Source organism: Bradyrhizobium prioriisuperbiae (assembly GCF_032397745.1).
Classification (GTDB): Bacteria; Pseudomonadota; Alphaproteobacteria; order Rhizobiales; family Xanthobacteraceae; genus Bradyrhizobium_A; species Bradyrhizobium_A prioriisuperbiae.
In genome coordinates, this window is record NZ_CP135921.1 from 8,505,735 (window position 1) to 8,530,285 (window position 24,551).

22 protein-coding genes are annotated in these 24,551 nt (G+C 62.5%); 6 read left to right on the forward strand and 16 right to left on the reverse strand.

Going from position 1 to position 24,551, the window contains the following annotated elements; genetic code table 11:
* Window positions 1-42: 42 nt before the first annotated feature.
* Window positions 43-1,035, forward strand: a complete 993-nt coding sequence (locus RS897_RS39480; protein ID WP_315834063.1) for an ABC transporter permease — start codon at window positions 43-45, stop codon at window positions 1,033-1,035.
* Window positions 1,036-1,042: 7 nt separating this feature from the next.
* Here RS897_RS39480 and RS897_RS39485 read toward each other — a convergent pair whose 3' ends face one another.
* On the reverse strand, window positions 1,043-1,885 hold the full coding sequence (locus RS897_RS39485; protein WP_315834064.1) for an isocitrate lyase/PEP mutase family protein: 843 nt from the start codon (window positions 1,883-1,885) through the stop codon (window positions 1,043-1,045).
* Between the two features lie 119 nt (window positions 1,886-2,004).
* Between RS897_RS39485 and RS897_RS39490 the strand changes: the two genes are divergently transcribed.
* On the forward strand, window positions 2,005-2,898 hold the full coding sequence (locus tag RS897_RS39490; protein ID WP_315834065.1) for a LysR family transcriptional regulator: 894 nt from the start codon (window positions 2,005-2,007) through the stop codon (window positions 2,896-2,898).
* A 12-nt stretch (window positions 2,899-2,910) separates the two neighbouring features.
* Here RS897_RS39490 and RS897_RS39495 read toward each other — a convergent pair whose 3' ends face one another.
* The 10 genes from RS897_RS39495 to araD all read right to left on the reverse strand — a co-directional run bounded on the left by RS897_RS39495 (window position 2,911) and on the right by araD (window position 14,213).
* Complete coding sequence (locus RS897_RS39495; protein WP_315834066.1) at window positions 2,911-3,828, reverse strand: DMT family transporter; 918 nt, start codon at window positions 3,826-3,828, stop codon at window positions 2,911-2,913.
* A gap of 71 nt (window positions 3,829-3,899) precedes the next feature.
* On the reverse strand, window positions 3,900-4,763 hold the full coding sequence (locus tag RS897_RS39500; RefSeq protein ID WP_315834067.1) for a sugar phosphate isomerase/epimerase family protein: 864 nt from the start codon (window positions 4,761-4,763) through the stop codon (window positions 3,900-3,902).
* 1 nt (window position 4,764) lies between these two features.
* Window positions 4,765-5,958 carry a dihydrodipicolinate synthase family protein gene (locus RS897_RS39505; protein ID WP_315834068.1) on the reverse strand — a complete coding sequence of 398 codons (1,194 nt, stop codon included), beginning with the start codon at window positions 5,956-5,958 and terminating at the stop codon, window positions 4,765-4,767.
* Window positions 5,959-5,969: 11 nt separating this feature from the next.
* Window positions 5,970-7,121: a Gfo/Idh/MocA family protein gene (locus tag RS897_RS39510; protein ID WP_315834069.1), complete on the reverse strand. Its 1,152-nt coding sequence runs from the start codon at window positions 7,119-7,121 to the stop codon at window positions 5,970-5,972.
* A gap of 2 nt (window positions 7,122-7,123) precedes the next feature.
* On the reverse strand, window positions 7,124-8,521 hold the full coding sequence (locus RS897_RS39515) for a hypothetical protein (RefSeq protein WP_315838897.1): 1,398 nt from the start codon (window positions 8,519-8,521) through the stop codon (window positions 7,124-7,126).
* A 148-nt stretch (window positions 8,522-8,669) separates the two neighbouring features.
* The gene (locus RS897_RS39520; protein ID WP_315838898.1) at window positions 8,670-9,491 is read right to left on the reverse strand and encodes an ABC transporter ATP-binding protein; all 822 of its coding nucleotides are present in this window, start codon (window positions 9,489-9,491) and stop codon (window positions 8,670-8,672) included.
* A 61-nt stretch (window positions 9,492-9,552) separates the two neighbouring features.
* A complete protein-coding gene (locus RS897_RS39525) occupies window positions 9,553-10,551 on the reverse strand; it encodes an ABC transporter substrate-binding protein (protein ID WP_315834070.1) in 999 nt (332 codons plus the stop codon).
* Window positions 10,552-10,605: 54 nt separating this feature from the next.
* Window positions 10,606-11,415 carry an ABC transporter permease gene (locus RS897_RS39530; RefSeq protein WP_315834071.1) on the reverse strand — a complete coding sequence of 270 codons (810 nt, stop codon included), beginning with the start codon at window positions 11,413-11,415 and terminating at the stop codon, window positions 10,606-10,608.
* Window positions 11,416-11,597: 182 nt separating this feature from the next.
* Window positions 11,598-12,350, reverse strand: coding sequence for a TetR family transcriptional regulator (locus RS897_RS39535; protein WP_315834072.1), 753 nt, complete (start codon window positions 12,348-12,350; stop codon window positions 11,598-11,600).
* A gap of 117 nt (window positions 12,351-12,467) precedes the next feature.
* On the reverse strand, window positions 12,468-14,213 hold the full coding sequence (gene araD / locus RS897_RS39540; RefSeq protein ID WP_315834073.1) for an L-arabinonate dehydratase: 1,746 nt from the start codon (window positions 14,211-14,213) through the stop codon (window positions 12,468-12,470).
* A gap of 363 nt (window positions 14,214-14,576) precedes the next feature.
* On the opposite strand from araD, the gene RS897_RS39545 reads away from it, so the two are divergent.
* The gene (locus RS897_RS39545; RefSeq protein ID WP_315834074.1) at window positions 14,577-15,740 is read left to right on the forward strand and encodes an efflux RND transporter periplasmic adaptor subunit; all 1,164 of its coding nucleotides are present in this window, start codon (window positions 14,577-14,579) and stop codon (window positions 15,738-15,740) included.
* Complete coding sequence (locus RS897_RS39550) at window positions 15,737-18,898, forward strand: multidrug efflux RND transporter permease subunit (RefSeq protein WP_315834075.1); 3,162 nt, start codon at window positions 15,737-15,739, stop codon at window positions 18,896-18,898. The genes RS897_RS39545 and RS897_RS39550 overlap by 4 nt, the downstream gene beginning before the upstream one ends.
* Window positions 18,899-18,961: 63 nt before the next feature.
* Here RS897_RS39550 and RS897_RS39555 read toward each other — a convergent pair whose 3' ends face one another.
* Both RS897_RS39555 and RS897_RS39560 read right to left on the reverse strand, forming a co-directional pair.
* On the reverse strand, window positions 18,962-19,600 hold the full coding sequence (locus RS897_RS39555; RefSeq protein WP_315834076.1) for a GNAT family N-acetyltransferase: 639 nt from the start codon (window positions 19,598-19,600) through the stop codon (window positions 18,962-18,964).
* A 56-nt stretch (window positions 19,601-19,656) separates the two neighbouring features.
* Window positions 19,657-19,860, reverse strand: coding sequence for a DUF1127 domain-containing protein (locus RS897_RS39560; RefSeq protein ID WP_315834077.1), 204 nt, complete (start codon window positions 19,858-19,860; stop codon window positions 19,657-19,659).
* A 112-nt stretch (window positions 19,861-19,972) separates the two neighbouring features.
* On the opposite strand from RS897_RS39560, the gene RS897_RS39565 reads away from it, so the two are divergent.
* On the forward strand, window positions 19,973-20,911 hold the full coding sequence (locus tag RS897_RS39565; RefSeq protein WP_315834078.1) for a transcriptional regulator GcvA: 939 nt from the start codon (window positions 19,973-19,975) through the stop codon (window positions 20,909-20,911).
* Here RS897_RS39565 and RS897_RS39570 read toward each other — a convergent pair.
* The 3 genes from RS897_RS39570 to RS897_RS39580 all read right to left on the reverse strand — a co-directional run bounded on the left by RS897_RS39570 (window position 20,881) and on the right by RS897_RS39580 (window position 22,967).
* Window positions 20,881-21,654, reverse strand: coding sequence for an enoyl-CoA hydratase-related protein (locus RS897_RS39570; protein WP_315834079.1), 774 nt, complete (start codon window positions 21,652-21,654; stop codon window positions 20,881-20,883). The genes RS897_RS39565 and RS897_RS39570 overlap by 31 nt on opposite strands.
* The gene (locus RS897_RS39575; protein WP_315834080.1) at window positions 21,647-22,099 is read right to left on the reverse strand and encodes a MarR family winged helix-turn-helix transcriptional regulator; all 453 of its coding nucleotides are present in this window, start codon (window positions 22,097-22,099) and stop codon (window positions 21,647-21,649) included. Before RS897_RS39575 ends, RS897_RS39570 begins: the two co-directional genes overlap by 8 nt.
* An 82-nt stretch (window positions 22,100-22,181) precedes the next feature.
* Window positions 22,182-22,967 (reverse strand): thioesterase family protein, encoded by a 786-nt coding sequence (locus RS897_RS39580; protein ID WP_315834081.1) that lies wholly within the window; start codon window positions 22,965-22,967, stop codon window positions 22,182-22,184.
* 460 nt (window positions 22,968-23,427) lie between these two features.
* Between RS897_RS39580 and RS897_RS39585 the strand changes: the two genes are divergently transcribed.
* Window positions 23,428-24,537 (forward strand): BMP family ABC transporter substrate-binding protein, encoded by a 1,110-nt coding sequence (locus tag RS897_RS39585; RefSeq protein WP_315834082.1) that lies wholly within the window; start codon window positions 23,428-23,430, stop codon window positions 24,535-24,537.
* The last annotated feature ends 14 nt before the right edge of the window (window positions 24,538-24,551 follow it).

The following is a 24,551-nucleotide window of genomic DNA, read 5'->3' on the forward strand; positions in this document are numbered from 1 at the left end:
CACAGCGGCGATCGACGAGAAACGAAAGAGGAAGAGGAAGAGATGAGCAAGAAGGATCTGGGCCTGCTGATCCTGATCGTGGTGGTGGGCATCGTCGTCACCATTATCAATCCAAGATTCCTGCTGCCGATCAATCTCGCCAACACCTCCAACCTGATCGGGCTGTTCGGGGTCCTGGCGATCGGGCAGGCCTTCGTCATCATTACCGGCGGCATCGAGCTGTCGGTCGGCTCACTGGTGGCGCTGCTCGGCGTGCTGTTTGTCGACATGATCGCGGTGCGCGAACTGCCCTGGCCCATCGCCCTGCCCCTCATTCTGCTGCTGGGCGCCGTGATCGGGCTGGTGCACGGCTGGCTGGTCGCCCGGCTCAAGCTGCAGCCCTTCGTGGTGACGCTGTGCGGCCTTCTGATTTACCGCGGCATCGCCCGCTTCTACACCACCGACGGCACCGCGGGCTTCGCCTTCGGACAGAGCTTCCCGACCCTGGAATTCCTCACCGCCGGCCGCACCTATGGCGTGCCGAATTCGTTCATTGCGCTGCTAATCATCGCGCTGGTGATGTGGGTGGTGCTGCACCGCTCGGTGTTCGGGCGCTATCTCTACGCCATTGGCAAGAACGAGGAGGCGGCGAAATACTCCGGCATCCGCACCGACCGGGTGGTGATGAGCGCCTATGTCATCTGCGGCGCGCTGACGGCGCTCGCCGCGGTCTACTTCGCCATGTACACGCGCTCGATCTCGCCCGCGAGCCACGGGCAGTTCTACGAGCTCTACGCCATCGCGGCCGCCGTGCTGGGCGGCTTCTCGCTGCGCGGCGGCGAAGGCTCGCTGGTCGGCGTGGTGCTCGGCATCGTGCTGCTGCAGGAGTTGCAGAACCTGGTCAACCTGCTCGGCATCCCCTCCTCGCTCAACTTCGCGGTAATGGGCGGGGTGATCCTGATCGGCGTGCTGATCGATCAGCAATGGAGCGCCTTCCGCTCGCGCCGCATCGTGGCGGACGCGGCGCGCGGCGGCATGCAGGAGGCCGCATCCTGAGGGGACGCTACCCCCGGGCGAACAGCGCGTTGAGCTCGCCGTGAGCGATGGATCGCCCGAGAAAACTCATGGTGCCGCGATCGCGGATTTCACAGGCGCTATCGCGCAAGAAGCCGAGAGCCGAGCGCGCGATGGAGCCGCCGAGGCTGACCCGCTTCACACCGGCGTCGATGAGGGCATGGGCGTTGCCGGCAATGTTGCCCAATCCCATCACCACATTCAACGGACCGGCGATTTCCTTCACCAGCATGGCATGAACAGCGAGATCGCCGGGCCCCGGCGTGTAGGTACAATCGGCGCCGGCCTCGAGAAAGAGATTGGCCCGCTTGATGGCCACGCCTGCGGCGCCTTCCCTGAGCACCGCAAAGGCATCGGTTCGGCCCGTCAGTACGAAACTGGATTTTAAGGCCACGATACGCTCGCGGGCCGCGACAATGCGCTCGACCGCTAGCGTCTCGTCATAGAGTTCATTCGAGAGCGGCCGCTTGTCTTCGATATTGCCGCCAGCGAGGCCGGCCGCAATCGCATCCTCGATCGTCTGCGCCACATCCTCCGGGCGGTCGCCGTAGCCGGCCTCGAGATCGCCGTTGACCGGCAGATCGACCGCACTGGCGATCGCCCGCATGCAGTTGAACATCTCGTCCCGCGACACCGAGAGCCGCCTGTCGGCGACATGGTAATCCTGCCGTCCCAGCGAAAACGCGATGCCGGCGCTGGTGGTCGCGATGGCCTTGAAGCCGACGGACTGCAGCACGACAGCGCTCCCCGCATCCCAGGCATTGGGCATGACGAACCCGGGTTCGCCCTTTGCATGCAGCTTGAGGAAATCTCTGGCGTAACTGGCTTGCATTTTGATCCCTGAATAAACGCTCGATTTCGACGGCCGCCCACCTTCTAGGCCTTCAAAGTGGGTGCCGTCTAATGCATAATATAGGTCGATATCATCAGTTATTTGCATATAGAGGAACGATGGACTCCGACGCACTGATTACGTTTCTTGCGGTTCATCAGGTCGGCGGCATTTCGAAAGCCGCGATCAAGCTGCGACGCTCGCAGCCAGCCATCAGCCGGCGCATCGCGTTGCTGGAGCAGCAGCTGAAAGTTCCTTTGTTCGATCGCATCGGAAGTGGCCTCGCGCTCAGCGAGGCCGGCCGCATCCTGCTGCCGTTCGCCGAGCGCCTTGTCGCCACGCTCAAGGATGCCGGCGACGCAATGACATCCTTTCACAAGGCAGAAACCGGATCCGTGTCCGTTGCGGTGGTCGGTACGCTTGCCGACTTGAAACTGACCAAGGTCTTAAAACGCTTTCAGCTGGAAACACCCGACGTGCAGATCAAGCTCCAGACGGCGACAAGCGCCGATGTGAGCGCGCTGGTCCGGCGGGGCGAAGCGACCATCGGTCTTCGTTATCTCAACGATCCGTCGCCAGAGGTCGAAAGCCGCGACCTCAAGCCGGAGGCCCTGGTGATCGCCTGCAGCGCCGATCATCCGACGGCGGGCCGCCGGGTCAGCTCGATCGCGGCATTGAGGCATGAGAGATGGCTGGCGTTTCCACGCCGGCCCGGCGGACGGGATGACGCCGAGGCGATTATCGCGGCGCATTTCACGACGCACAACATCTTCGATGTCGCCTTTACGCCTGTCGACAGCCTCACCGCCCACAAGCGGCTGATCGAAGCCGGCTACGGCATCGCGCTGCTTGCGGACAGCGCGATCCGGGAGGAAAGAGCCCGGGGATCAATCGCCGTGATCTCGGTCCGGGGCTTCAAGGCGACAAACCCCGTCAAGCTCGTCACCCGGAAGGACGGTTATCTCAGTCCGGCCTCACGACGTTTCATCAAGTACGTCATGAGCGAGTTCTAGCAACGTACGGCGTTATCGCAGGGCCGGCGCAACCACTCTGCTGCCTCCCGCGGTCGTTCCGATGGCGATGCCGGCGAGGATCATGGCTGTTGACACGACAAGAGCAGCGTCAATCGTCTCTCCGAGAAAGATCGCTGAAATCGTGATCCCGACCACCGGCGTCGCGAGAACGCCGAGTGATGTCGTTGTCGCCGATACATGGCTGTTCACAACGGCCATGGCCCAATAGGCGAGCGCCGTGCCGATGACACCGCTGAAGCCGAACGCAACCATCAGCTTGGCATTCCAGACAACCTGCGGCTTTCCCTCAAACACGACGGCCATGATGGCCAGGACCACGGTCGCCAGCAGCGCCTGCCAGAGTACCAGCTGAAAGGGCGTCGAAATCCAGCGATGCACGCGCGTGTAGAGAATACTGACGGACCAGGCCAGCGCCGCCAGCAGCAACAGGCCGTTGCCCAGCAGCGCGCTCTGGTCGCGCCAGTCGAACGCACTCGGATTGAACATCAGAAGTAAACCGGCGACGCCGAGGGCGACGCCGGCGGCGCGTCGTGGGGGCATCGGCTCCCCGAGAAACATCCAGGCCGCGGGAGCCACCCAGAGCGGCGTGGTATAGCCGAGCACAATCGACCGGCCGACCGGCACATATTTCAATCCGGCGGCCATCAGTGCTGCGAACGCCACCATATGGAACAGGGAAATCACCAACACGATCGGAATGTCGCCGCGTCGTGGCACGACAAATTTTCCGGTTATCAAAAGCGCCGGCGCCAGCACGGCGACGGCAATGCCGGTTCGGATCGTCATTGCCCACAGCGGGGATACCTGCCCGACAATCACCTTGGTGACGACCCAGTTGATTCCCCAGGCCAGCACCACGAAGGCGAATAGGGCGATCGCGGATCTCGATGAGGGTGTTGGAGCAGTCATGTCGTCTCCGCAGCTTCAACACGCCGGTCATCGAGCGCCGCCCGATTGCAGCCGAGGCCGATTTTGGCTGGTCACACCACCGTGCGGTGGCGTTCGATGCAGGTGCGCAACACCTCGTCCATCGGCTTCGACCACCAGTCGTGGGAGAAGATTTCTATCTCCGAATAGCCTTCGAAGCCTTCGGCTTCGACAGCCCTGCGCAGTGAGGGAATGTCGATGGCGCCGTCGCCCATCATGCCGCGATCGTTGAGGATGTCCTTCGTGGGCACCATCCAGTCGCAGACATGAAACGCCAGCAATCGCTTCTTGCCGGTACGTTTGATCTGCGCATGGATCTCCGGATCCCACCAGATGTGATAGACATCGAGCGCGACGCCGAGCATGCCTGACGACGCCGGATCGAGCCGGTCGCAGAGGTCGAGGGCGTGCTTGGTGGTGTTGACGCAGGCACGATCCGCCGCATAGGCCGGGTGCAGCGGCTCGATGGCGAGCGGCATGTTGACCGATTTGGCATACTCCAGCATCTCCGCGATGCCGTCCTCGACCTGGCGATGCGCGGCGCCGAGGTCCTTCGAAGGGGCACTGCCCGGCCGCGAATATTGCGGTAGGCCGCCGACCACCAGCACGACGCAGGGCGCATTCAGCGCCTTGGCCTCATCCACCGCGCGACGGTTGTCGTCGCGCATGTCCTGGCGATGCGCCGCATCGGATGGGAACATGCCACCACGGCAGTAGCCTGACAGTTCGAGGCCGGCGTCGCGCACAGCCTTGACCGCACGCTCCAGCCCCACGGTCGCGACCTGATCACGCCACGGAGAGACCGCGCGGATGCCCATCCGCGCGCACGCATCGACGATTTGAACAAAATCGCCCTGCTTGCGGACTGTCGCCGTGTTCAGCGACAGCCAGCGATGATCTTTCGAAAAATCCCGCATCTCAGCCTTCAATGCCTCGCGTTGCCAGCACCGCCTTCATGCGCGCGGTGGCGCGCGCCGGGTCGGCGAACAGGCCGGCCTGGTCGGCAAGACGGAAGATCTCGGCCAGATGCACGGTGGAGCGCGTGCTCTCCTGCCCGCCGATCATGGTGAAATGGTCCTGGTGGCCGTTGAGATGGGCCATGAAAACCACGCCGGTCTTGTAGAACCGGGTCGGCGCCTTGAAGATGTGGCGTGACAGCGGCACCGTCGGCCCCAGCACATCGTGGAATTCCTTGACGTCGCCCGCCGCCAGCCGCGACACGGCATAGGACGCCGCAGGCGCGATGGCGTCGAAGATGCCGAGCAGCGCGTGGGAAAAGCCCTGCTCGTCGCCGGCAATCAGTTCGGCATAATTGAAATCATCGCCGGTATACATCTTCACGCGCGGGTCGAGGCGACGGCGCATGTCGATTTCGCGCTGCTTGTCGAGCAGCGACACCTTGACGCCGTCGACCTTGGCGGCATTGGCATTGATGATGCCGACCGCGGTGTCCATCGCGACATTGAGATCGCCGGTGCCCCAATAATCCTTCAGCGCCGGATCGAACATGTCGCCCAGCCAGTGAATGATCACGGGCTCGCGCACCTGCGACAGGATGCGGTTGTAGACCTTGGCGTAGTCGTCGGCGTTGCGGCCGATTTTGGCCAGCGCGCGCGACGCCATCAGGATAATCTGGCCGCCGGCCTTTTCGACGGCTTCGACCTGCTCTTCATAAGCACGGATCACATCATCGATCGTTTTGGCATCTTCCGGCGCCAGATGATCGGTGCCGGCACCGGAGGCCACCAGCGCGCCGCCGCGCGCCTTCGCCGCAGCCACCGAGCGCTGGATCAACTCCAGCGATGTCGGCCAGTCCAGCCCCATGCCACGTTGTGCGGTATCCATGGCTTCGGCGACACCGAGGCCGAGATCCCAGACATGTTCACGGAAAGCGATGGTCTTGTCCCAGTCGATCGCAGCGGTCAGCCACGGATCAACATCGGCGCGCGGATCGGCCACCACATGGGCGGCCGAATACACCACGCGATTGAGCGTGCCTTCCAGCCTGGCTGGAAAGGCCTTGGGCACGGCCGGATGATAGGTCTCAAGCGAGCCATCGGCGCGCGGCAATTGCAGCGACAGCCCCGATGCTGACGTCGTGTGCTTGTTCATGACAACCTCCCTCAGGCGCTGATGGCCGGCACGTCGATCCAGCGGCGCTCGCGCCAGCTCTGCAGGGCGCATTCGACCAGTTGCACGCCCTTGGCACCTTCCAGCAGCGTGTACCTGTACGGCGCGTCCTCGCAGACGTGGCGGATGAACATTTCCCACTGCTCCTTGAAGCCGTTGTCGTAGACGGCGTTGTCCGGAACCTTCTGCCAGTCGGCGTAGAAATCGTGGGTGCGCTTCTCGTCCGGGTTCCAGACCGGCCGCGGCGTGCCCTGGCGCGCCTGGATCACGCATTCGGTCAGCCCGGCCACCGCCGAGCCGTGGGTGCCGTCGACCTGGAACGTGACCAGGTCGTCGCGGTAGACCCGCGTCGCCCAGGACATGTTCATGTGGGCGATCACACCGCCCTTGAGCTTGAAGGTGGCGTAGGCGGAATCGTCGGCGGTCGCCTTGTACTTCTTGCCGCCCTCGTCCCAGCGCTCGGGAATGTCGGTGGTGCCCAGGCACGTCAGGCTCTCGACTTCGCCGAACAGATTATCCAGCACATAACGCCAGTGGCAGACCATATCGAGGATCATGCCGCCGCCATCCTCAGAACGATAGTTCCATGATGGACGCTGCGCCTGCTGCCAATCGCCTTCGAACACCCAGTAGCCAAACTCGCCGCGAACCGAGAGCATGCGACCGAAGAAACCGGAGTCGCGCAGCATCTTGAGTTTCTTCAGCCCGGGCAGGAACAGCTTGTCCTGCACGGTGCCGTGCTTGACGCCCTTGGCGTTGGCGAGCTTCACCACCGCCACGGCCTCTTCCAGGTTGGTTGCAATCGGCTTCTCGCAATAAATGTGCTTGCCGGCATTGATCGCCTTGGTCAGCAGGCCGGGACGCGCTTGCGTAGTGGCGGCATCGAAGAAGATGGTGTCGTTCTTGTCGGCCAGCGCCTTGTCGAGGTCGGTGGTCCAGCGCGTCACGTTCCAGGATTTCGCCAGCCGCTCGATCTTGTCGGCGTTGCGGCCGACCAGAATCGGATCCGGTACCACGCGGTCGCCATTGGCAAGCACCACGCCACCCTGGTCGCGGATCGCGACGATCGAACGGATCAAATGCTGGTTGAGGCCCATGCGGCCGGTGACGCCGTTCATGATCACGCCAAGACGTTGTGTCGCCATACTCAGTGCTCCTGAAGAAGTTTGGTCTGTGTTGATTGAAGGGACGAAAGCGAAGTCCAGTCCGGATGCACGCCGGAGGCAAAGCCGGCCGCGTGCAGGGAAGATGTCGACAGCGTGCCATCCTGGATCGACAGGCTGATACCGCCGCCATGGTCGGCGTAAAGATCGGGATGGGCCTGCGCGAACGCCATGGCCTCGTGCGCCGGCGCATCGCCAAAACCTGCGACGTAGTGATGGCCATTGCGCTCGGCATCAGCGAGACCGAGAAAAGCGCCAAGCGCCAGATCCTGTTGCACGCCGAGTCCGGCCTGGCAGGTCAGATCCTCGCCCGTGATGAAGAAGGTGTCGTGGTCGCCGCTCCATGTGGCCGCACGGGTCGCGTTCAGGAGCGATTTATAAAGCCCCTTGCAGGATTTCGACGACACGCCGCGATATCCCAGCGCCTTCGCCGCGGGAAAGGCGCCATAGGAATCGTCGGCCTCGTCGATGATGACAGCGACTTGCTCGAGTCCGTGCAACGGAGTTCGGGCAGTGACGTCCCGCGGCATCGGTTGTTCGATGTAAAGCAAACGCTGCGAAATCGCCCTCAACGCGATATCCTGCTTTAGCCGACCGACCAGATCGTGAAGCGCAGCGATGTCGGCGTATTGCTCGTTGGCGTCGAGGCTGAGGCGGACGTCACCGGGGAGCGTTTCAATCTCCTGCGCAATGGCCGCGAGCCGCGCCGCATCCGCCTCGACCGTACCGCCAAGCTTGAGCTTGAAATAATGCGTCCGTGTCGCGGCACCGATCGCACTGATGCCCTTCGGGCCGCTGACGTCATCGTCGAGCCCGACCGTGTGGCGGATCGCCACCCGGGGTGACGGCCTGCGGCTGCCGAGAAAGCGCGCGATCTCCGCGTCATCGAGGTCCGGTGTCAGCCGGTGATCGATCCCCGCGACATTACCGGCCATGCCTTCGAAAAAACCGATGCCGAACGCACGCAACAGCGCATCGAGAACGGCCTTGTCGATCTCCGCCGGCCCGAACGCGGCCGCCAGCGGCGGAATGTCCTCTTTCGCGCAGGCCGCGAATTGTGCTGCAATCCGCGCCGCATGCAGGGCAAACGGCGTCTCAAAGCCGTCGGTCGTCAGATAAAGGTCGCGGGCAATGGCGAGGGAACACCGCAGTTCATTGATGGTGTCGTCGATGCTGAGCTGCGGCCGTTTGTCGAACCATTTCGGCATCATCATCTCGGCGCTGGCGCCGACTGCTGTTCCCCTGCCCTCGACCTCGATCTCGACCCGCACGAATGCCTGCGGCGCACGGTCCACGGTCACCGCGCCGAACCGGAACGGCTTTTCGAACCGCATCGGACGCTCATAAAGCGCGATATCGCGTATGGTCAGTCGTGGGTTCATAGGGTCGTGCGTCATCGCCTGCTGCGCTTGACGATCCGGTCCGATCGAAAAGGGCGCGTTAAGTTGTTAAGTTCGAGCGCGCCGGTCGACGCGCGGTCTTGGGTCAGGGCTCGCTCAGTCGAGCGTGCCCTGCTTGTTTTTGGCGCGCTTAATCAAGCGCGCCCTGGGACTGGAAGTGCCCGCGGATCTTCTGAGTCAGTGCGATGAATTGCGGGTCGGCCATGATGTCGAGTGTCCGCGGCCGCGGCAGCGGTACGTCGTAGATCGCCGCGATCGCACCGGGACGTTCGGTCATCACCAGCACACGATCGGCCAAAAACACCGCTTCCGGGATCGAGTGGGTGATCAGCAGGACCGTCTTGCGGGTTTCGCGCTGGATGCGCTGCAGTTCGACATTCATGCGCTCGCGGGTCATGGCATCGAGCGCGCCGAACGGCTCGTCCATCAGCATGATCTTGGGATCGTGCACTAACGCGCGGCAGATCGAGGCGCGCTGCTGCATGCCACCGGACAATTGCCATGGCAGCTTCTTCTCGAACCCCTCGAGGCCGACCATCTTGAGCAATGCCTTGGCCCGCGGCAGGTACTTGTCGCGCGGCAGGCGTTTCATGTCGATCGGCAGCATGACGTTGCCGAGAATGGTCCGCCACGGCAACAGCAGCGCGTTCTGGAACACGATGCCGACATTGCCATGCGGCTTGGTGACCTTCTCGCCCTCGACCAGCACTTCACCGGTCGACGGTGGCAGCAGCCCAGAGATCAGCTTCAACAGCGTGGACTTGCCGCAGCCGGACGGCCCCACCACGACGAAGAACTCGCCGTCATTGATGTGAAAGTCGAGCGGCCGCAACGACGGCACGTCGCCGTCGCGGCTGCGATAGGTCTTGGAGACGCCGGAAATCTGGATTCCCGGCGTTCCCCGCATTTCGGTCTGGACCAGATAGGGCCGAGACTGAACCTTCGATGTCATCGCCATGATGTGTCGGTGCCGTGCTCAGATTTCAGGGCGTCTTGTTTCAAGGTGTCTTGTTTCAAGGTGTCTTGGGCGGCAGATAGTCGTTGGTGTAGAACGCCTTCGGATTTTCCAGTGCTTTGGAATCCAGGCCGCCGTACTCGACCATCAGGCTGACCGACTCGGTCATGTTCTTGTCGGTGACGCGGAACGGACGCTCGCCCTTGGTCTCCGGCGTGCGGTAGAGCGGAATGGTCAGTTCGAAGCCCTGGGTCAGGGTGTCGATCTTGCCGCCCTTCGGATTGGCGGTGAGGATCGATTGCGCCGCGGCCTTCGGATCCTTTTCAGCAGCCTCCACCGCCTTTGTCGTCGCCGCCATGAAGCGCTTCACCAAAGCTGCGTTCTGCTTGACATAGTCGGTGTTGGCGATGATGCCCGAGGACACCATGTGGATGCCGTAGTCGGCGAACTTGATCGGATAGACGTCCTTGCCGGTGGCGTCCTTGATCTTCATCGACTGGTCCATGACATAGCCGAGCAGCAGATCGGCCTGGCCGTTGATCACGGCGTTGAGCTTGGTCTGGCCGTCGCCCGCCACCGTCTTGAAGTCGGCTTCCTTAAGACCAGTGCGCTTGAGGAACAGCGGCCAGATCTGGGTCATAGAATCCGCCGGCGTGATCGCAACGGTCTTGCCTTTGATGTCTTCGGGCTTGCGGATATTCTTGTCGACAAATCCCATTGCCGACATCGGGCTGGTCTGCAGCAACACGCCGGTCGCAATCACCGGCGCGCCCTTGATCGCCGCGCGCATCATGGTGGGAACGTCGACATAACCGAAGTCCGCGGTCTTGGCGGCCACGGCCTGGGTGGTTGCCGCGGATCCGCGGCCTTCCTGGATTTCGAGATCGATGCCTTCGGCGGCGTAGATGCCTTTTTCCTTGCCGTAATAGAACGGCGCATGCTCGCCATAGACATACCAATTGAGCATCAGCACCACCTTGTCGGCGGCCGCAGCCGGTGTAACGGCGGACACGGCCGCCCAGGCCAGCGTGGTGATCGTAGCAATCAGGTATTTCATAACCGTCCTCCTCCAACTGATGCAGCCGTTCTGTGGGCTGCTTTTGCCGAAATATTATGCGGCGATCACGAGATCGCCGCGCTGGCTGACATGCCAGGGAATCACGAGCCGCTCGATGCGGTCGACGATCCAGAACAGCACGACGCCCATCAGCGCCAGGATCACCAGCGCCGCGAACATGGTCGGCAGGTCGAATGTTCCGATCGAGCGCTGCAGCACATAACCGATGCCCGAGTTCGAGCCGACGAACTCGCCGACCACGGCACCGACCACCGCAAGCGTCACCGAAACTTTCAGGCCGGAAAAAATCGCCGGCATGGCGTGGGGCAGATTGACCGCGCGGAACACATGGAAGCGGCTGCCCTGCATGGCGCGCGCGAGATCGACCATGTCGGGATCGACCGACTTGAAACCCTGCACTGCGGAGACGACCACCGGAAAAAATCCCAGCAGGAACGCGGCGATGATCTTCGGAATGATGCCGAAGCCGAACCAGACCACGAACAGCGGCGCGATCGCGACCTTCGGGATCGACTGCGAGAATACCAGCAGCGGATAGACATAACTTTCGACGGTCTTGGAGCCGGCAATCAGCATGGCGATGGGAATGCCGAACAGCGCCGAGAACAGGAAGCCCGCCAAGGTGGCGTAAGTGGTCGGCCACGCCTGCTGCAGCAGTTCCGGCCATGATTCCCAAAGCACCTTCACGACATCGAAGGGTGACGGGATCTGGTAGGCCGGAATGTGGAACAGACGGATCGAGAGATCCCAGAGCAGGATCAGAAACGCCAAAAAAAAGAACGGGCGAACCCAGCCGCTGCGCAGCAGCGCGCCAAAGCCCCCGGGGCTTGTCGGATCGCTCATGGTGTCCCCTCCCGCCGTGCCGACCAACGGGCCGGATAGAATTTAACTCGTTGGATAAATACTACCTCGCGAGCGACGAATGTCAAATGCGGCGGTTCGCCGCCGGACATGAACTAAAGTCGATTGAAAGACAGCAATGCTGACGCGACCGTCAGGGAACCGCGAAAAAGGAGCCGTAAAAATCAGACGACGGTCGTAGTGAGCGCGCCGGTCTTGGTCACTTTTTTCTTTGGCGAATTGGACTTAGCCGCCGACGGCTTGGCCGGCCCGGATTTGGCTGAATGGGCCCCCGGTTTGCCGGTCAGGGCCGCCAGCACCAGGCCGACAATATGCTCCAGCCGCTCGTCCTTGGCTTCCGGAGACAGCAGGTTGCGCCCGAAAATGACGCTGAGGGTGGCGCTGTTGGACAAATAGAAAAAGCACAGCGCGGCGATGGAGATGTAGAGCTGCACCGGATCCATCGCGACCAGGAAATCGCCGCGCTCGACGCCGCGGGTCACCACCGTGCGGATCATTTCGACAAACGGCGAGTGCATCGACTTCACCTTGGTGGAGCGCTTCAGATGCGCCGCGCGCTCAAGGTTTTCGGTGTTGAGCAGTGCCAGGAATTCCGGATTGCGGATGAAATAATTCCAAGTGAAGCTGATCAGACGTTCGATCGCCGCGGGCGGATCAAGATGCTCGAGATCGAGCGTCCGCTCTTCCACGCGGATCGCCTCATAGGCGCCTTCCAGCACGGTGAGATAGAGATCTTCCTTGTTGCCAACGTGGTAGTACAGCATCCGCTTGTTGGCGCCCGCCTCCTCCGCAATGCGGTCGACGCGCGCGCCGGCGAGGCCATAAGCCGCAAACTCATTCTTGGCGGCCGCGAGAATGCGAAGCCGCATTCCCTCGGGATCGCGCTGCCATTTTGCGGGGCGGCCGGCTTTTGCCAAAATCGAATGTCCTTTAAATGAGGCGAGTTACGAAACTCACCTCACGCTGTAGCACGTAGCCGGCCGCTTGAGAACGACCGGCACGGTGCCGCAATGGACAGAACCGGGAGCGTCGGGTCAGTGGATTTCCGGCTCGGGTGTCGGCGCGCGGTCGGACGGCGTCTCGAGAAAATCGAAATCGCAGCCTTTGTCGGCCTGGCTGACGTGCTTCAGATAAAGCAGGCCGTAACCGCGTTCGAACTTCGCCGGCGGCGGAACCCACGCCGCCTTGCGGCTGGCCAATTCCGCATCCGAGATCAGCATGTTCAGTTTCCGTGCCGGAACATCGAGCTCGATCATGTCGCCGTCGCGCACCAGTGCCAGCGGTCCACCGACGGCCGCTTCGGGCGTGACATGCAGCACGCAGGCACCGTAGCTGGTGCCGCTCATGCGCGCATCGGAAATGCGCACCATGTCGCGGACGCCTTTTTCCAGCAGCTTTTTGGGGATCGGCAACTGTCCCCACTCGGGCATACCGGGCGCGCCGTGGGGGCCGGCATTCTGCAGCACGATCACGCAAGTCTCGTCGATGTCGAGCGCGGGATCGTCGATCCGCTTCGCCATGTCGTTATATGTGGCGAACACCACCGCGCGTCCTGTGTGACGATGCAGCCTGGTCTCCGCCGCCGGCGGCTTGATGACGGCGCCATCCGGCGCCAGATTGCCGCGCAGCACCGCAAGACCGTCGCGCTCGACCAGCGGCTTGTCGCGGGCGCGGATCACATCATCATTGAACACCTCGGCACCGGCGATGTTTTCGCCAAGCGTGCGGCCGTTGACGGTCAACTCGCCGCCATCGATCAGATCGCCAAGCTTCACCAGCAGTGCCCGCAGCCCGCCGGCATAATAAAAATCCTCCATCAGGTATTTGCCCGACGGCCGCATATTGGCCAGCACCGGCACCCGGCGCGCCAGTTCATCGAAACGATCGATGGTGAGATCGACCCCGACGCGGCGCGCCATCGCGATCAGATGCACGATGGCGTTGGTCGATCCCGACAGCGACAGCACCGTGGTGACGGCGTTGTCGAATGAACGCGAAGTCAGAATGTCGCCCGGCTTCAGGTCCTCCCACACCATGTCGACGATGCGGCGGCCCGACAGCGCGGCCATCTGGCCATGCCGCGAATCGGATGCCGGGATCGAAGCCGCCCCCGGCAGCGTCAGCCCGAGGGCTTCCGCCGCGCTGGTCATGGTCGAGGCCGTGCCCATGGTCATGCAATGGCCGGCGGAACGCGCGATGCCGTCCTCGACGCCCTGCCAATCGCTCTGGGTGATCTTGCCGGCGCGCAGGTCGGCCCAGTACTTCCAGGTGTCGGACCCGCTGCCCAGCGTGACGCCGTTCCAGTTACCGCGCAGCATCGGCCCCGCGGGCACGAAAATCGCGGGCAGGTTCATTGAAATGGCGCCCATGATCAGCGCCGGCGTGGTCTTGTCGCAGCCACCCATCAGGACAGCACCATCGGCCGGGTAGGAGCGCAGCAATTCCTCAGCCTCCATCGCCAGCAGGTTGCGATAGAGCATGGTGGTCGGCTTCTGGAACGGCTCGGACAGGCTGATCGCCGGCATCTCGACCGGGAATCCGCCGGCCTGCCAGACGCCGCGTTTGACCTCCTCAACCCGCTGCTTGAAATGGCTGTGGCAGGGGTTGATGTCGCTCCAGGTATTGATGATCGAGATGACAGGCTTTCCGGCATAATCCGAGCGGTGATAGCCCATCTGGGCGGTGCGGGAGCGATGCCCGAACGAGCGCATGTCCTGCACGCCATACCAGCGGTGGCTACGCAGATCCTCGGGGTTTTTCCGTGCCTTGTCGTTTCCCATATCCCTGCCTGTGATGTTTCCGCCGGTGGTATTTTTGATCAGCCTGCGTAACTCAGCGGTTGCGCTCGGGCAAGGCGACGGGGCGCGCTGTTGGATTGTTTCTGGTAATTGCTGCGAACAGACGTGCCACCGGTCGCGGCCGCAACCGCCGGTTTTGCTTTCAAGCAGAAGTGATACGAAAGGCTAACGCACGGCTCGTTTCAGCGTGTTGTTGTTCACTGGCAACGTGAGAAAGTCGGAAAAATTAGGGCTGAATATTACATTTTTGCAAGAAAACACGTTCGTCATTTCGCATTGCAGCGCGTTCAGGCTTAATGCGCCGCCCGGTTAATTTCCGGATGTTGGGAATCAGAAAGACGATCAATGACGGCTCGACGGTTATTTCTTGTCGGACTCACGCTTCTTGTCTGCGTGGGCCTCTACTATGGCTACGGGCGCTTCTATGGAACGCCTGAGCGGGCTTCGAACGCAGCGAAGGCGCGCGCGGTCGCCGCCGTGCCAGTTACGGTCACCACCGCCCAGACCAAAACGTTCCCCGTGGTGCTGAGCGGGCTCGGGACGATCCAGGCCTTCAATTCCGTCACCGCGCGAACCCGGGTCGACGGCGAAGTCGTCAAGATCCTGTTCAAGGAAGGCCAGACCGTCAAACAGGGCGACCTGCTGGCCCAGATCGACCCGCGCCCCTACCAGGCCTCGGTCGACCAGGCCACCGCCAAGAAAGCGCAGGACCAGGCGACGCTGCACAATTCCGAACTCGACCTGCAGCGCTATTCCACCCTCGCCAAGCAGGACTTCGCATCGCGCCAACAGCTCGACACCCAGACCGCTGCGGTGGCTCAGAACACCGCTCTGGTCGCGGCTGATACCGCCGCGCTCGAGAACGCGCAGACGCAACTCGACTACACCAACATCCGCTCCCCGATCACGGGCCGCGTCGGTTTCCGACTGGTCGACCAGGGCAATATCGTCAACGCCTCGAGCGCGACCGGAATCGTCACCATCACCCAGGTCCAGCCGATCACGGCCCTCTTCACCCTGCCCGAAGGCCAGATCAGCGACATCAACAGCGCAATGCAGAAAGGCCCGGTGACGGCGCTCGCCTACAGCGCCGACGGCAACCGCAAACTGGCGGACGGCACGCTGACGGTGGTCAACAACCAGGTCGACCCCACCACCGCCACCATCCAGATCAAGGCCACGTTCGAGAATCTCGACAATGCGTTGTGGCCCGGTCTTGCGGTCGTGGTGCGTGTTCCGATTCAGACCCTGGACAATGTGATCGTGCTGCCGCAGGCGGCGATCCAGCACGGCCAGCAGGGATTGACGGCGTATGTCATCGGCGGCGACCAGAAAGCCAGCCTGCGGCAGGTCGAGATCGGTGCTGCGAACAATGACAGCGCCGTGGTCACCAAGGGCATCGCCGCCGGCGACCGCATCGTGGTGTCCGGACAATACCGCTTGCAGAACGGCACGACGGTCTCGGCGACCGACGCCAACGCCACTATCGGCCAGAGTACACAGCGATGAGCGACGGCGGCCTCTCAGGACCATTCATCAAACGCCCGATCGCTACCTCGCTAATGATGGCGGGGGTGCTGTTCGTCGGATTGATCGCCTACCCGCTATTGGGCGTCGCTCCGCTGCCGCAGATCGATTTCCCAACCATCCAGGTGTCCGCCAGCCTGCCCGGCGCCAGCCCCGACACCATGGCGTCGTCGGTGGCGCAGCCGCTGGAAAACCAGTTCGCGCAGATCGCCGGGGTCGCGGAACTGACCTCGACCAGTTCGCTGGGGTCGTCCTCGATCACCATCCAGTTCGATCTCAATCGCAACATCGACGGCGCCGCCAACGACGTGCAGGCCGCCATCAACGCGGCCAGCGGCCAGCTGCCGAAAACGCTGCCAAGCCCGCCGACCTATCGCAAGGTCAATCCGGCCGACTCGCCGATCCTGCTGTTATCGGCGACATCGGATTCGATGCCGCTGACCGAATTGGACGACAACGTCGAAACCAAGATCTCGCAACAGATCAGCCAGTTGCCCGGCGTCGGCCTGGTCACCATCGGCGGCCAGCAGAAACCCGCCATCCGCATCCAGCTGGATCCAGCCCGGCTCGCCACCAAGGGACTGTCGCTCGAAGACGTCCGCACCCAGCTCGTCGCCACCACGGTCAACAGCCCCAAGGGCGCGCTTGACGGCACCACGCGCAGCTACACGATCTACGCCAACGACCAGTTGCCCGTCGCCAAGGACTGGAACGACGTCATCATCGCCTATCGCAACGGCGCGCCGCTGCGCATTCGCGACGTCGGACAGGCCATCGCCGGCCCCGAGGACACCAAACAGGCGGCGTGGGCGAACGGTCAGCGCGGCGTGTTCCTGGTCATCTTCAAGCAACCCGGCGCCAACGTCATCGAAACGGTGGACCGCATCAAGTCCGCGCTGCCGCGCCTCGAACTGGCGCTGCCGCCCGCCATCAAGATCAACATCCTGAGCGATCGTACCCAGACCATTCGCGCATCGGTGTCCGACGTGCAATTCACGCTCGCGATCACCATCGGCCTGGTCATCCTGGTGATCTTCGCCTTCCTGCGTAATGTCTGGGCTACCATCATTCCGGCTGTGACGGTGCCACTGGCCTTGCTCGGCGCCTGCGCGCTGATGTGGATGAGCGGCTACACCCTCGACAACCTGTCGTTGATGGCGTTGACGATTTCGGTCGGCTTCGTGGTCGACGACGCCATCGTCATGCTGGAGAACATCACCCGCTATATCGAAGAGGGCGAGAGCCCGATGAAGGCTGCCTTCAAGGGCGCCGGCGAAATCGGCTTCACGATCTTCTCGATTTCGCTGTCGCTGATCGCGGTGCTGATCCCGCTGCTGCTGATGGGCGGCATCATCGGACGCCTGTTCCGCGAATTTGCCATTGTGCTATCGATGACCATCGTGGTCTCGGCCTTCGTGTCACTGACATTGACGCCGATGATGGCTTCGCGGTTCCTGAAGCCGCACAGCGAGGAGCATCACGGCCGCCTGTTCAATGCCAGCGAACGGGTTTTCGATGCCATGCTCAATGGCTACAAAAGCGTGCTGGATTTCGCCTTGCGCTTCAGGCTGATTACACTGGGCGTCTTCTTCGCGTCACTGGCGGCGACGATCGCCCTGTTCGTGATCATTCCGAAGGGCTTCTTTCCGCAGCAGGACACCGGCCTGATCAGCGGCCAGTCGGAAGCCGCCCAGGAAATTTCGTTCCAGGACATGATGCGCAAGCAGCAGCAACTCGGCGCCATCGTGCAGGCCGACCCCGCAGTCGCCAGCGTCGCGATGTCGGTCGGCGGCACCGGCGGCAATTCGCTCAATACCGGCCGCTTTTTCATCACCCTGAAGCCGCGCGACGATCGTGACGTCAACGCCGACCAGATCATCGCGCGGCTGCGTCCGAAACTCGATCAGGTCGAAGGCGCCCGGCTGTTCCTGCAGGCGGCACAGGACGTGCGAATCGGTGGCCGCGCCACACGCACGCAGTACCAACTTGCGCTGCAGGATGCCGACATCAACGAACTGAACACCTGGGCGCCGAAGATCCTCGACAAGCTGAAGACCCTGAAGGAATTGCGCGACGTCGCCACCGACCAGCAGACCCAGGGCAACACCCTGACGCTGACCATCGACCGCGATCAGGCCTCGCGCCTCGGCATCCAGCCGCAGGTGATCGACGACACGCTGTATGACGCGTTCGGCCAGCGCCAGGTGACCCAGTACTTCACCCAGACCAACACCTATCACGTCATCATGGAGGTGCTGCCGAAGCAGCAGGGCGACGTCGAAACGCTCAACAGCATCTATGTGAAATCGCCGACAACCGGACAGAACGTGCCGCTGTCGTCGTTCGTGCGCTGGACCACGCTGCCGGTGCAGCCGCTGTCGATCGGCCACCAGGGCCAGTTCCCGGCGGTGACGCTGAGCTTCAACCTCGCGCAGGGTGTGGCGCTTGGTCAGGCGACCGATGCCATCGAACAGGCCCAGCGCGACCTGCAAATTCCGGGCGCGTTGACCATGCGCTTCCAGGGAACGGCACAGGCATTCCAGCAATCACTGAGCACCGTTCCGCTGCTGATCGTGGCGGCACTGATCGTGGTGTATCTGATCCTGGGCATCCTGTACGAAAGCTACATCCACCCGCTGACAATCCTGTCGACCTTGCCGTCGGCGGCACTCGGCGCGCTCGCAACCCTGATGCTGGGCGGCTACGACTTCAGCCTGATCGCACTGATCGGCGTCATCCTGCTGATCGGCATCGTGAAGAAGAACGGCATCATGATGGTCGATTTCGCCATCGCCGGCGAACGCGATCAGGGCATGTCGAGCGAGGAAAGCATTCGCCAGGCCGCGATCCTCCGCTTCCGCCCGATCATGATGACCACCATGGCGGCACTGCTCGGCGCCGTGCCGCTGATGTTGGGTCACGGCACCGGCTCCGAACTGCGCCAGCCGCTGGGCTGGTCGATGGTCGGCGGCCTGATCGTCAGCCAGGCGCTGACGCTGTTCACGACCCCGGTGATCTACCTCTATCTCGACCGTCTCTCGAACTGGATGAGCCCGCGCAAGCACGAGGCGCCGCCGGAGATCCCCGCGGACCACGACGACGATTATCCAGAGAAGCTGCGCTCGGCGGCCAGCCGGTAGAGTGGCAAACGACAGCCCGCGGCGACGCCGTCGCATACCGCGGGTCAATTATTTCATCGATAGTCACATGCCGGCGTGATGCGCCAGCTCGACCGCGACGTTGCGCCACTGCACGCAGGGAATGTCCTCGGCGGCGATGTGCACGGTCTTCATCATGCGCACTTCGCGCCAGTCGCCAGGCGTGTTGGTGAAGCTGTAGCCGGCCTTGCGCGCCAGCGACTGCATCTGGTTGTTGGTGCGCAGCGTATCGCCGAAAACGCGATGCACACCGAACGCCGCCGCACGGCATTCGAGATTGGAGAGAAGCGCAAAGCCGATGCCCTGCCCGCGATGCGCGTCATCAACCGAAAGGCCGAACTCGAGGGTGCCGGCCGTCTCGTCCACCCTGTAGCGCGCTTCGCCGACAATGGTTCTGATGCCGTCGATCGTCATCTCGGCAATGACCGCAAAGCGATTGTCGTCGCCGATGTGCAGCAGCACATCGAGCTCATGATTGGACAATCCGTTGCTGGCGCCGGTGAAGCGATTGTAGCGCGCTTCCGGCGACAGCGTCTTGAAGTAGGCCTGCAGCGCGGGGCCGTCCCGCGGCTCGACGAAGCGCACCGTGACCGACTGGCCGTTGCGCAGCCGCAGCACATCGGAGAACCGGCGCAGGTCCTGCCGGCTCCAGTCCAGATGATCAGCGGTTGACATCGCAGCCATGGCAGCGCTCGTTCGGTTGCAGTTCGGCTCAATCAGATCTTGATCTGGGGTGAACGTCAGCCGCGCCAGAACGGCTTTTCGATCTCGTGGGCGACGTCATCCCAGGACAATCCCACGTCATTCAGATCGCGGTCGGTCCAGGCGGCGAGTTCACCCCGCTCGACGTAGCGGCGGTGCCAGGTGTGCAGGACCTCGCCGACTTGGCCCAAGAACCCTGACTCATGATGATTTGTCATTGCTTGATCGGTACGAACGAACATAATGACCTCCTATGGCAATCAATTGACCGAAAATATCTGCCTCAGAACCCACATTGACAAACGACACTTTGTCCTCCAATTCATGATATAATCTCATACATGAGGAGGGCCCATGACCACCCGGTTACCTTCCCTGAACGGTTTGCGGGCGTTTGAGGCGGCGGCCCGCCATCTCAGCTTCACCAACGCGGCCGCCGAGCTGAATGTGACCCAGACCGCGATCAGCCATCAGATCCGGCGGCTCGAGGAGGAACTCGGGATTGCGCTGTTCGTCAGGCAGAACCGGACGCTCGCGCTGACCCCGGCGGCGCGGGACTATCTCCCCGGCATCCGGGCCGCATTTCAGGACCTGCGGCAGGCGACCGACCGCCTGCTGCGCAAGGACAACGAACGCGTGCTCACCATCAGCACGCTGGCCTCCTTCGCCGCGAAATGGCTGCTGCCGCGGCTGGCCTCTTTCCAGGAGGCGCATCCCGGCATCGATGTGCGCATCACCACGTCGACCGAACTGGTGAATTTTCAGAGGGACAATGTGGATGCGGCGATCCGCTACGGCCGCGGCCAATGGCCGGGCCTGCACGCCGTGTGGCTGCTCGCGGATGAGCTGTTTCCGGTCTGCAGTCCGGCACTGCTCAAGGGCGAACGCCCCCTGAAGCAGCCGGAAGATCTCGCCCACCACACGCTGCTCTACACCAGCCTGACCAGTGAGGACTGGCGCCTGTGGCTCACCGCCGCGGGCTTGCCGATCGAGACCATCGCGCATCGCGGACTGACGTTCGATATGTCCTTCATGACGATCCAGGCCGCGATCGATGGCCTCGGCGTTGCCATCGGCCAGACATCCTACGTCCAGGACGACATCGAGAAAGGGCGCCTGGTCGTTCCCTTTGACATGGCGATGCCCGCCGACGCGGGCTTCTACATTGTGTCACCGGAGGCGACGGCCAACACACCGAACCTGGCCGCATTCCGGAAATGGCTGGTCACCACAGCAAAGCATGGCGACCAGACTTCGCAGTCTTATCCCGCAACCGTGGAGAAGTCAGGCTGACGGCGCTCGGCGAACGCGGCGAATGCTTCGCGCGCTTCCGCGGTCTTCAGCCTCTCCTGGAAGATCGCGCCCTCGCGATCCATCTGCGCGGAGATCGCCTCAACCGGACGCATCAGGGCCTTGGTATGGGCCAGCGCGCCGAGCGGCCGCTTGGTCAGGGCTTCCGCGGCACTCCGCGCCTTCGCACGCAGCTCCGCCACCGGGACCACGGCATTCGCAAGACCGATTGACGCCGCCGTTGCCCCATCGACCGGCTCGCCGAGCGCAAACATCGCATAAGCACGGGCATGGCCGACACGTGCCGGCAACAGATGACTGGATGCGGCTTCAGGCACCAGCGCCAGATTCACAAACGGCGTCATCAGCCGCGCGGTATCGGCCACATACACCAGATCGCAATGCAGCAGCATGGTGGTGCCGACCCCGACCGCGTTGCCTTGCACGGCAGCGACCAGCGGCCGCGTCGCCTTGGCGAGATTCTTCAGGAAACGAAACACATGCTTCTCGCCCTCGTGCGTGCCCTTTGACTGCGCGCTGAAATCGGCGAGATCGTTACCGGCCGTAAAGCTGTCGCCGTCGCCCTGGATCAGCACTACGCGGATCGCCGGGTCCTTCTCCGCGCGATCAAGCGCGTCGGCCAGCGCGCCATACATCGCATTGGTCAGCGCATTTTTCTTGTCCGCCCGCGCGAGCGTGATGGTCAGGATGCCGGCCTCGACATCGGTCTTCACATGGTCAGTCATGGGTTGCTCCTTCGGAATTTTTGGGGAATTTTGTCTGCAGGCTGGTGAGCCAGCGCGCGACGATCTCGATTTCCTTTTCGGAAAAGCCTTCCATCATCTTGCTGTTGAGCATTTGCGTGCGCGCCACCGCACGCTTGCGCACGTCAGTCCCCCTTGGTGTCAGATGCACGCGCGACGACCGCCCGTCGTCGCCGTCGGGCTTGCGCTGCACCAGGCCGGCGCGCTCCATCCGGTCGGCCAGCCCCGTCATCGCCGACGGCACCAGATCGAGCGCCTCGGCAATCTCGCCGATCAGCGCGCCATCGTTGCGGCCGAGATAAAACAATACTCCTGACTGCGCCGACGTCGGGCCCTTTTCCTCGACCATCTGCTGCTCCACCCAGCGCTGCAGCCGGCGCTGCGCAACGTTCAACAGAAAGATCAGCCGGCGATCGGGAGGCGTCATGGCCCGGAGAATATATTTCGCATGCGAAATATCAAGCCATGCGTATCGAACGCACGAGCATGGCTGCCCCGCCGCCAGCTAACTAAATGAAAACAGCAACGTTTTGCCGCGCGATGGCAATCGCCTTGCCGCTCGCATTCCATACTGTCAGGGTCTGGCTGGAGTAGCCATCGACGATGTTTTCCGCAGCGGAGCGCACCAGCCACCAGCCGTCTTCGGTTTCGAACCGGTCGGTGAGAAGATCGATGGTCCATGTCATGGTGCTGATCGGCGCGAATTTTTCGAACATCACCATCGCTGCCGGCGGCGGCGCGTCCGCAAGCGCGATCAGCCCGGTCACGGAGCTCGGTGCCGAACCGCGGTGACTCAACCACATCAACAGCGTCGGATCGTTCGATCGGTCCAGCGGGTAACCACCGCCTGCGCGCCGGCTCTCGAAGTGCTGCATAAAGCTGATCAGGGGCTTGTCCGGAAAGAACGGCGGGCACGCGTCCCAGCGCGGGACGATGGGCGCAACGATCGTCTCATGATTCAGTGCCGACTGACGGGCCGCGCCGAAGCATAGCGTCGCGCGCGTCGCGAGCCCGCCCTCTCCATTCAGATCCACCGCGACAAAAGCCGTCGACTTGCCACGCCGCAGCATGGCCGGTTGCGCAGTGAGACGCCCCGCGGCCGGCCCAACAAATGAGAACTGTGCCGACCGCAACGGTGGCAGATCGGGAATGTCCCGCAGCGTACTCTCGACGCAGATCGCCGCCGCGAGGCCGCCATAGATCGTGCGCCCCTGCAGCCAGTCCTCGGTCACCGTGATCGCGTGATGATCCGCGTCCCTGGTGAGCCCCTGCATCAACGTCGACAGATCAATCATGTCCCGCCTCAAATCCATCTCACCGGCACCGAGCGATTATCTCGCCGATTGCCTGAATTCGAATTTTCGTATGATAAATATCATACTATGCCAAGCGTTCAGGTTGTCCGCTCCGGTATGCATGCCGGGGTTGCCACGACCCAGGCCAAGCCACAACTCCATGCCTTGAGGTACCGCGAGCGAATGTTTCCGCCGCACCACAAGCCCCAGTCGGGCTGCTCAGAGGAATTGCATACAATAGGGGATATTTGATTGTTTTATGGGCAGAAACGAGCTTGCCTGCTTTTTGAACTGAAACAAAGAATACAAAAATCAAAATAAATTCAATTAGATAAATGGATTCGCCGTTTTCAGAACCATTGGCACAAAGCTTGCGATCCCCTTAACGAGCCCCGCCTGGCCCGGCGAGGTAACGCATTGACCGGCGATCGCCCCACCAGGACGCCAAGGGAGCATTCCAATGCCAATCCACACCATTTCAAGACGACATCTGTTGCAAGGCAGCGCAGCCCTGGCGCTCGGCGCCACCGCCGGCATCCGACCGGCCGCCGCCAAGGACACCACCATCGGCTTCATCTATGTCGGCTCGCGCGACGACTATGGTTACAATCAGGCCCACGCGCAGGGCGCCGCCGCCCTGAAGAAGCTCGCAGGCATCAAGGTCATCGAAGAGGAGAAGGTGCCGGAGACCGACGCTGTCGAAAAGACCATGGAGTCGATGATCAATCTCGACGGCGCGACACTCATTTTCCCGACCTCGTTCGGCTACTACAGCCCGCACATGATCAAGATCGCCAACAAGTTTCCGAAGCTGCGCTTCGAGCATTGCGGCGGACTGTGGAGCGAGAAGGATCCCAAGAACGCCGGCAGCTATTTCGGCTATATCGACGAGGCGCAATACATCAGCGGCATCATTGCCGGCTACACCAGCAAGACCGGCAAGCTCGGCTTCGTTGGCGCCAAGCCGATCCCGCAGGTGCTTCGCAACATCAACGCATTCACGCTCGGCGCAAAACTCGCCAATCCGAAAGCGACCACACAGGTGATCTTCACCGGCGACTGGTCGATGCCGGTGAAGGAAGCCGAAGCCACCAACAGCCTGATCGATCAGGGCGTCGACGTCCTGACCTGCCACGTCGATGGTCCCAAGACGATGGTCGAGAACGCCGCACGGCGCGGGGCGATGGTGTGCGGCTATCACGTCAATCAATCGACGCTGGCGCCGCAGGCCTATCTCACCGGCGCCGAGTGGAACTGGGAGGTGCTGTATCCGCGCTTTGTCAAGATGATCGCGGACGGCGAGGCCATTCCGAATTTCTATCGCGGTGGCCTGAAGGAAGGCCTCGTCAAGGTCTCGCCCTATGGGCCGCTGGTCTCGGAAGCCGCGCGCAAGCATGCCGATGACATCAAAGCGAAGCTGACGGCAGGCACCTACACCATCTTCAAGGGGCCGCTCAGTGACAACAAGGGCAACGCGGTGATCGCCGCAGGGACCGAACGCGGCTCGACCGATGTCGAACTCGAGAAGATGAACTATCTGATCGACGGCGTGATCGGAGCCGTTGCGTGAGCGTCGAGGTCGAC

Bases quoted from the DNA above. Each gene is read 5' to 3' on its own strand.
- RS897_RS39480 (WP_315834063.1), top strand. From the start codon at position 43: ATGAGCAAGAAGGATCTGGGCCTGCTGATCCTGATCGTGGTGGTGGGC.
- RS897_RS39485 (WP_315834064.1), bottom strand. From the start codon at position 1,885: ATGCAAGCCAGTTACGCCAGAGATTTCCTCAAGCTGCATGCAAAGGGC.
- RS897_RS39490 (WP_315834065.1), top strand. From the start codon at position 2,005: ATGGACTCCGACGCACTGATTACGTTTCTTGCGGTTCATCAGGTCGGC.
- RS897_RS39495 (WP_315834066.1), bottom strand. From the start codon at position 3,828: ATGACTGCTCCAACACCCTCATCGAGATCCGCGATCGCCCTATTCGCC.
- RS897_RS39500 (WP_315834067.1), bottom strand. From the start codon at position 4,763: ATGCGGGATTTTTCGAAAGATCATCGCTGGCTGTCGCTGAACACGGCG.
- RS897_RS39505 (WP_315834068.1), bottom strand. From the start codon at position 5,958: ATGAACAAGCACACGACGTCAGCATCGGGGCTGTCGCTGCAATTGCCG.
- RS897_RS39510 (WP_315834069.1), bottom strand. From the start codon at position 7,121: ATGGCGACACAACGTCTTGGCGTGATCATGAACGGCGTCACCGGCCGC.
- RS897_RS39515 (WP_315838897.1), bottom strand. From the start codon at position 8,521: ATGAACCCACGACTGACCATACGCGATATCGCGCTTTATGAGCGTCCG.
- RS897_RS39520 (WP_315838898.1), bottom strand. From the start codon at position 9,491: ATGACATCGAAGGTTCAGTCTCGGCCCTATCTGGTCCAGACCGAAATG.
- RS897_RS39525 (WP_315834070.1), bottom strand. From the start codon at position 10,551: ATGAAATACCTGATTGCTACGATCACCACGCTGGCCTGGGCGGCCGTG.
- RS897_RS39530 (WP_315834071.1), bottom strand. From the start codon at position 11,415: ATGAGCGATCCGACAAGCCCCGGGGGCTTTGGCGCGCTGCTGCGCAGC.
- araD (WP_315834073.1), bottom strand. From the start codon at position 14,213: ATGGGAAACGACAAGGCACGGAAAAACCCCGAGGATCTGCGTAGCCAC.
- RS897_RS39545 (WP_315834074.1), top strand. From the start codon at position 14,577: ATGACGGCTCGACGGTTATTTCTTGTCGGACTCACGCTTCTTGTCTGC.
- RS897_RS39550 (WP_315834075.1), top strand. From the start codon at position 15,737: ATGAGCGACGGCGGCCTCTCAGGACCATTCATCAAACGCCCGATCGCT.
- RS897_RS39555 (WP_315834076.1), bottom strand. From the start codon at position 19,600: ATGGCTGCGATGTCAACCGCTGATCATCTGGACTGGAGCCGGCAGGAC.
- RS897_RS39560 (WP_315834077.1), bottom strand. From the start codon at position 19,860: ATGTTCGTTCGTACCGATCAAGCAATGACAAATCATCATGAGTCAGGG.
- RS897_RS39565 (WP_315834078.1), top strand. From the start codon at position 19,973: ATGACCACCCGGTTACCTTCCCTGAACGGTTTGCGGGCGTTTGAGGCG.
- RS897_RS39570 (WP_315834079.1), bottom strand. From the start codon at position 21,654: ATGACTGACCATGTGAAGACCGATGTCGAGGCCGGCATCCTGACCATC.
- RS897_RS39575 (WP_315834080.1), bottom strand. From the start codon at position 22,099: ATGACGCCTCCCGATCGCCGGCTGATCTTTCTGTTGAACGTTGCGCAG.
- RS897_RS39580 (WP_315834081.1), bottom strand. From the start codon at position 22,967: ATGATTGATCTGTCGACGTTGATGCAGGGGCTCACCAGGGACGCGGAT.
- RS897_RS39585 (WP_315834082.1), top strand. From the start codon at position 23,428: ATGCCAATCCACACCATTTCAAGACGACATCTGTTGCAAGGCAGCGCA.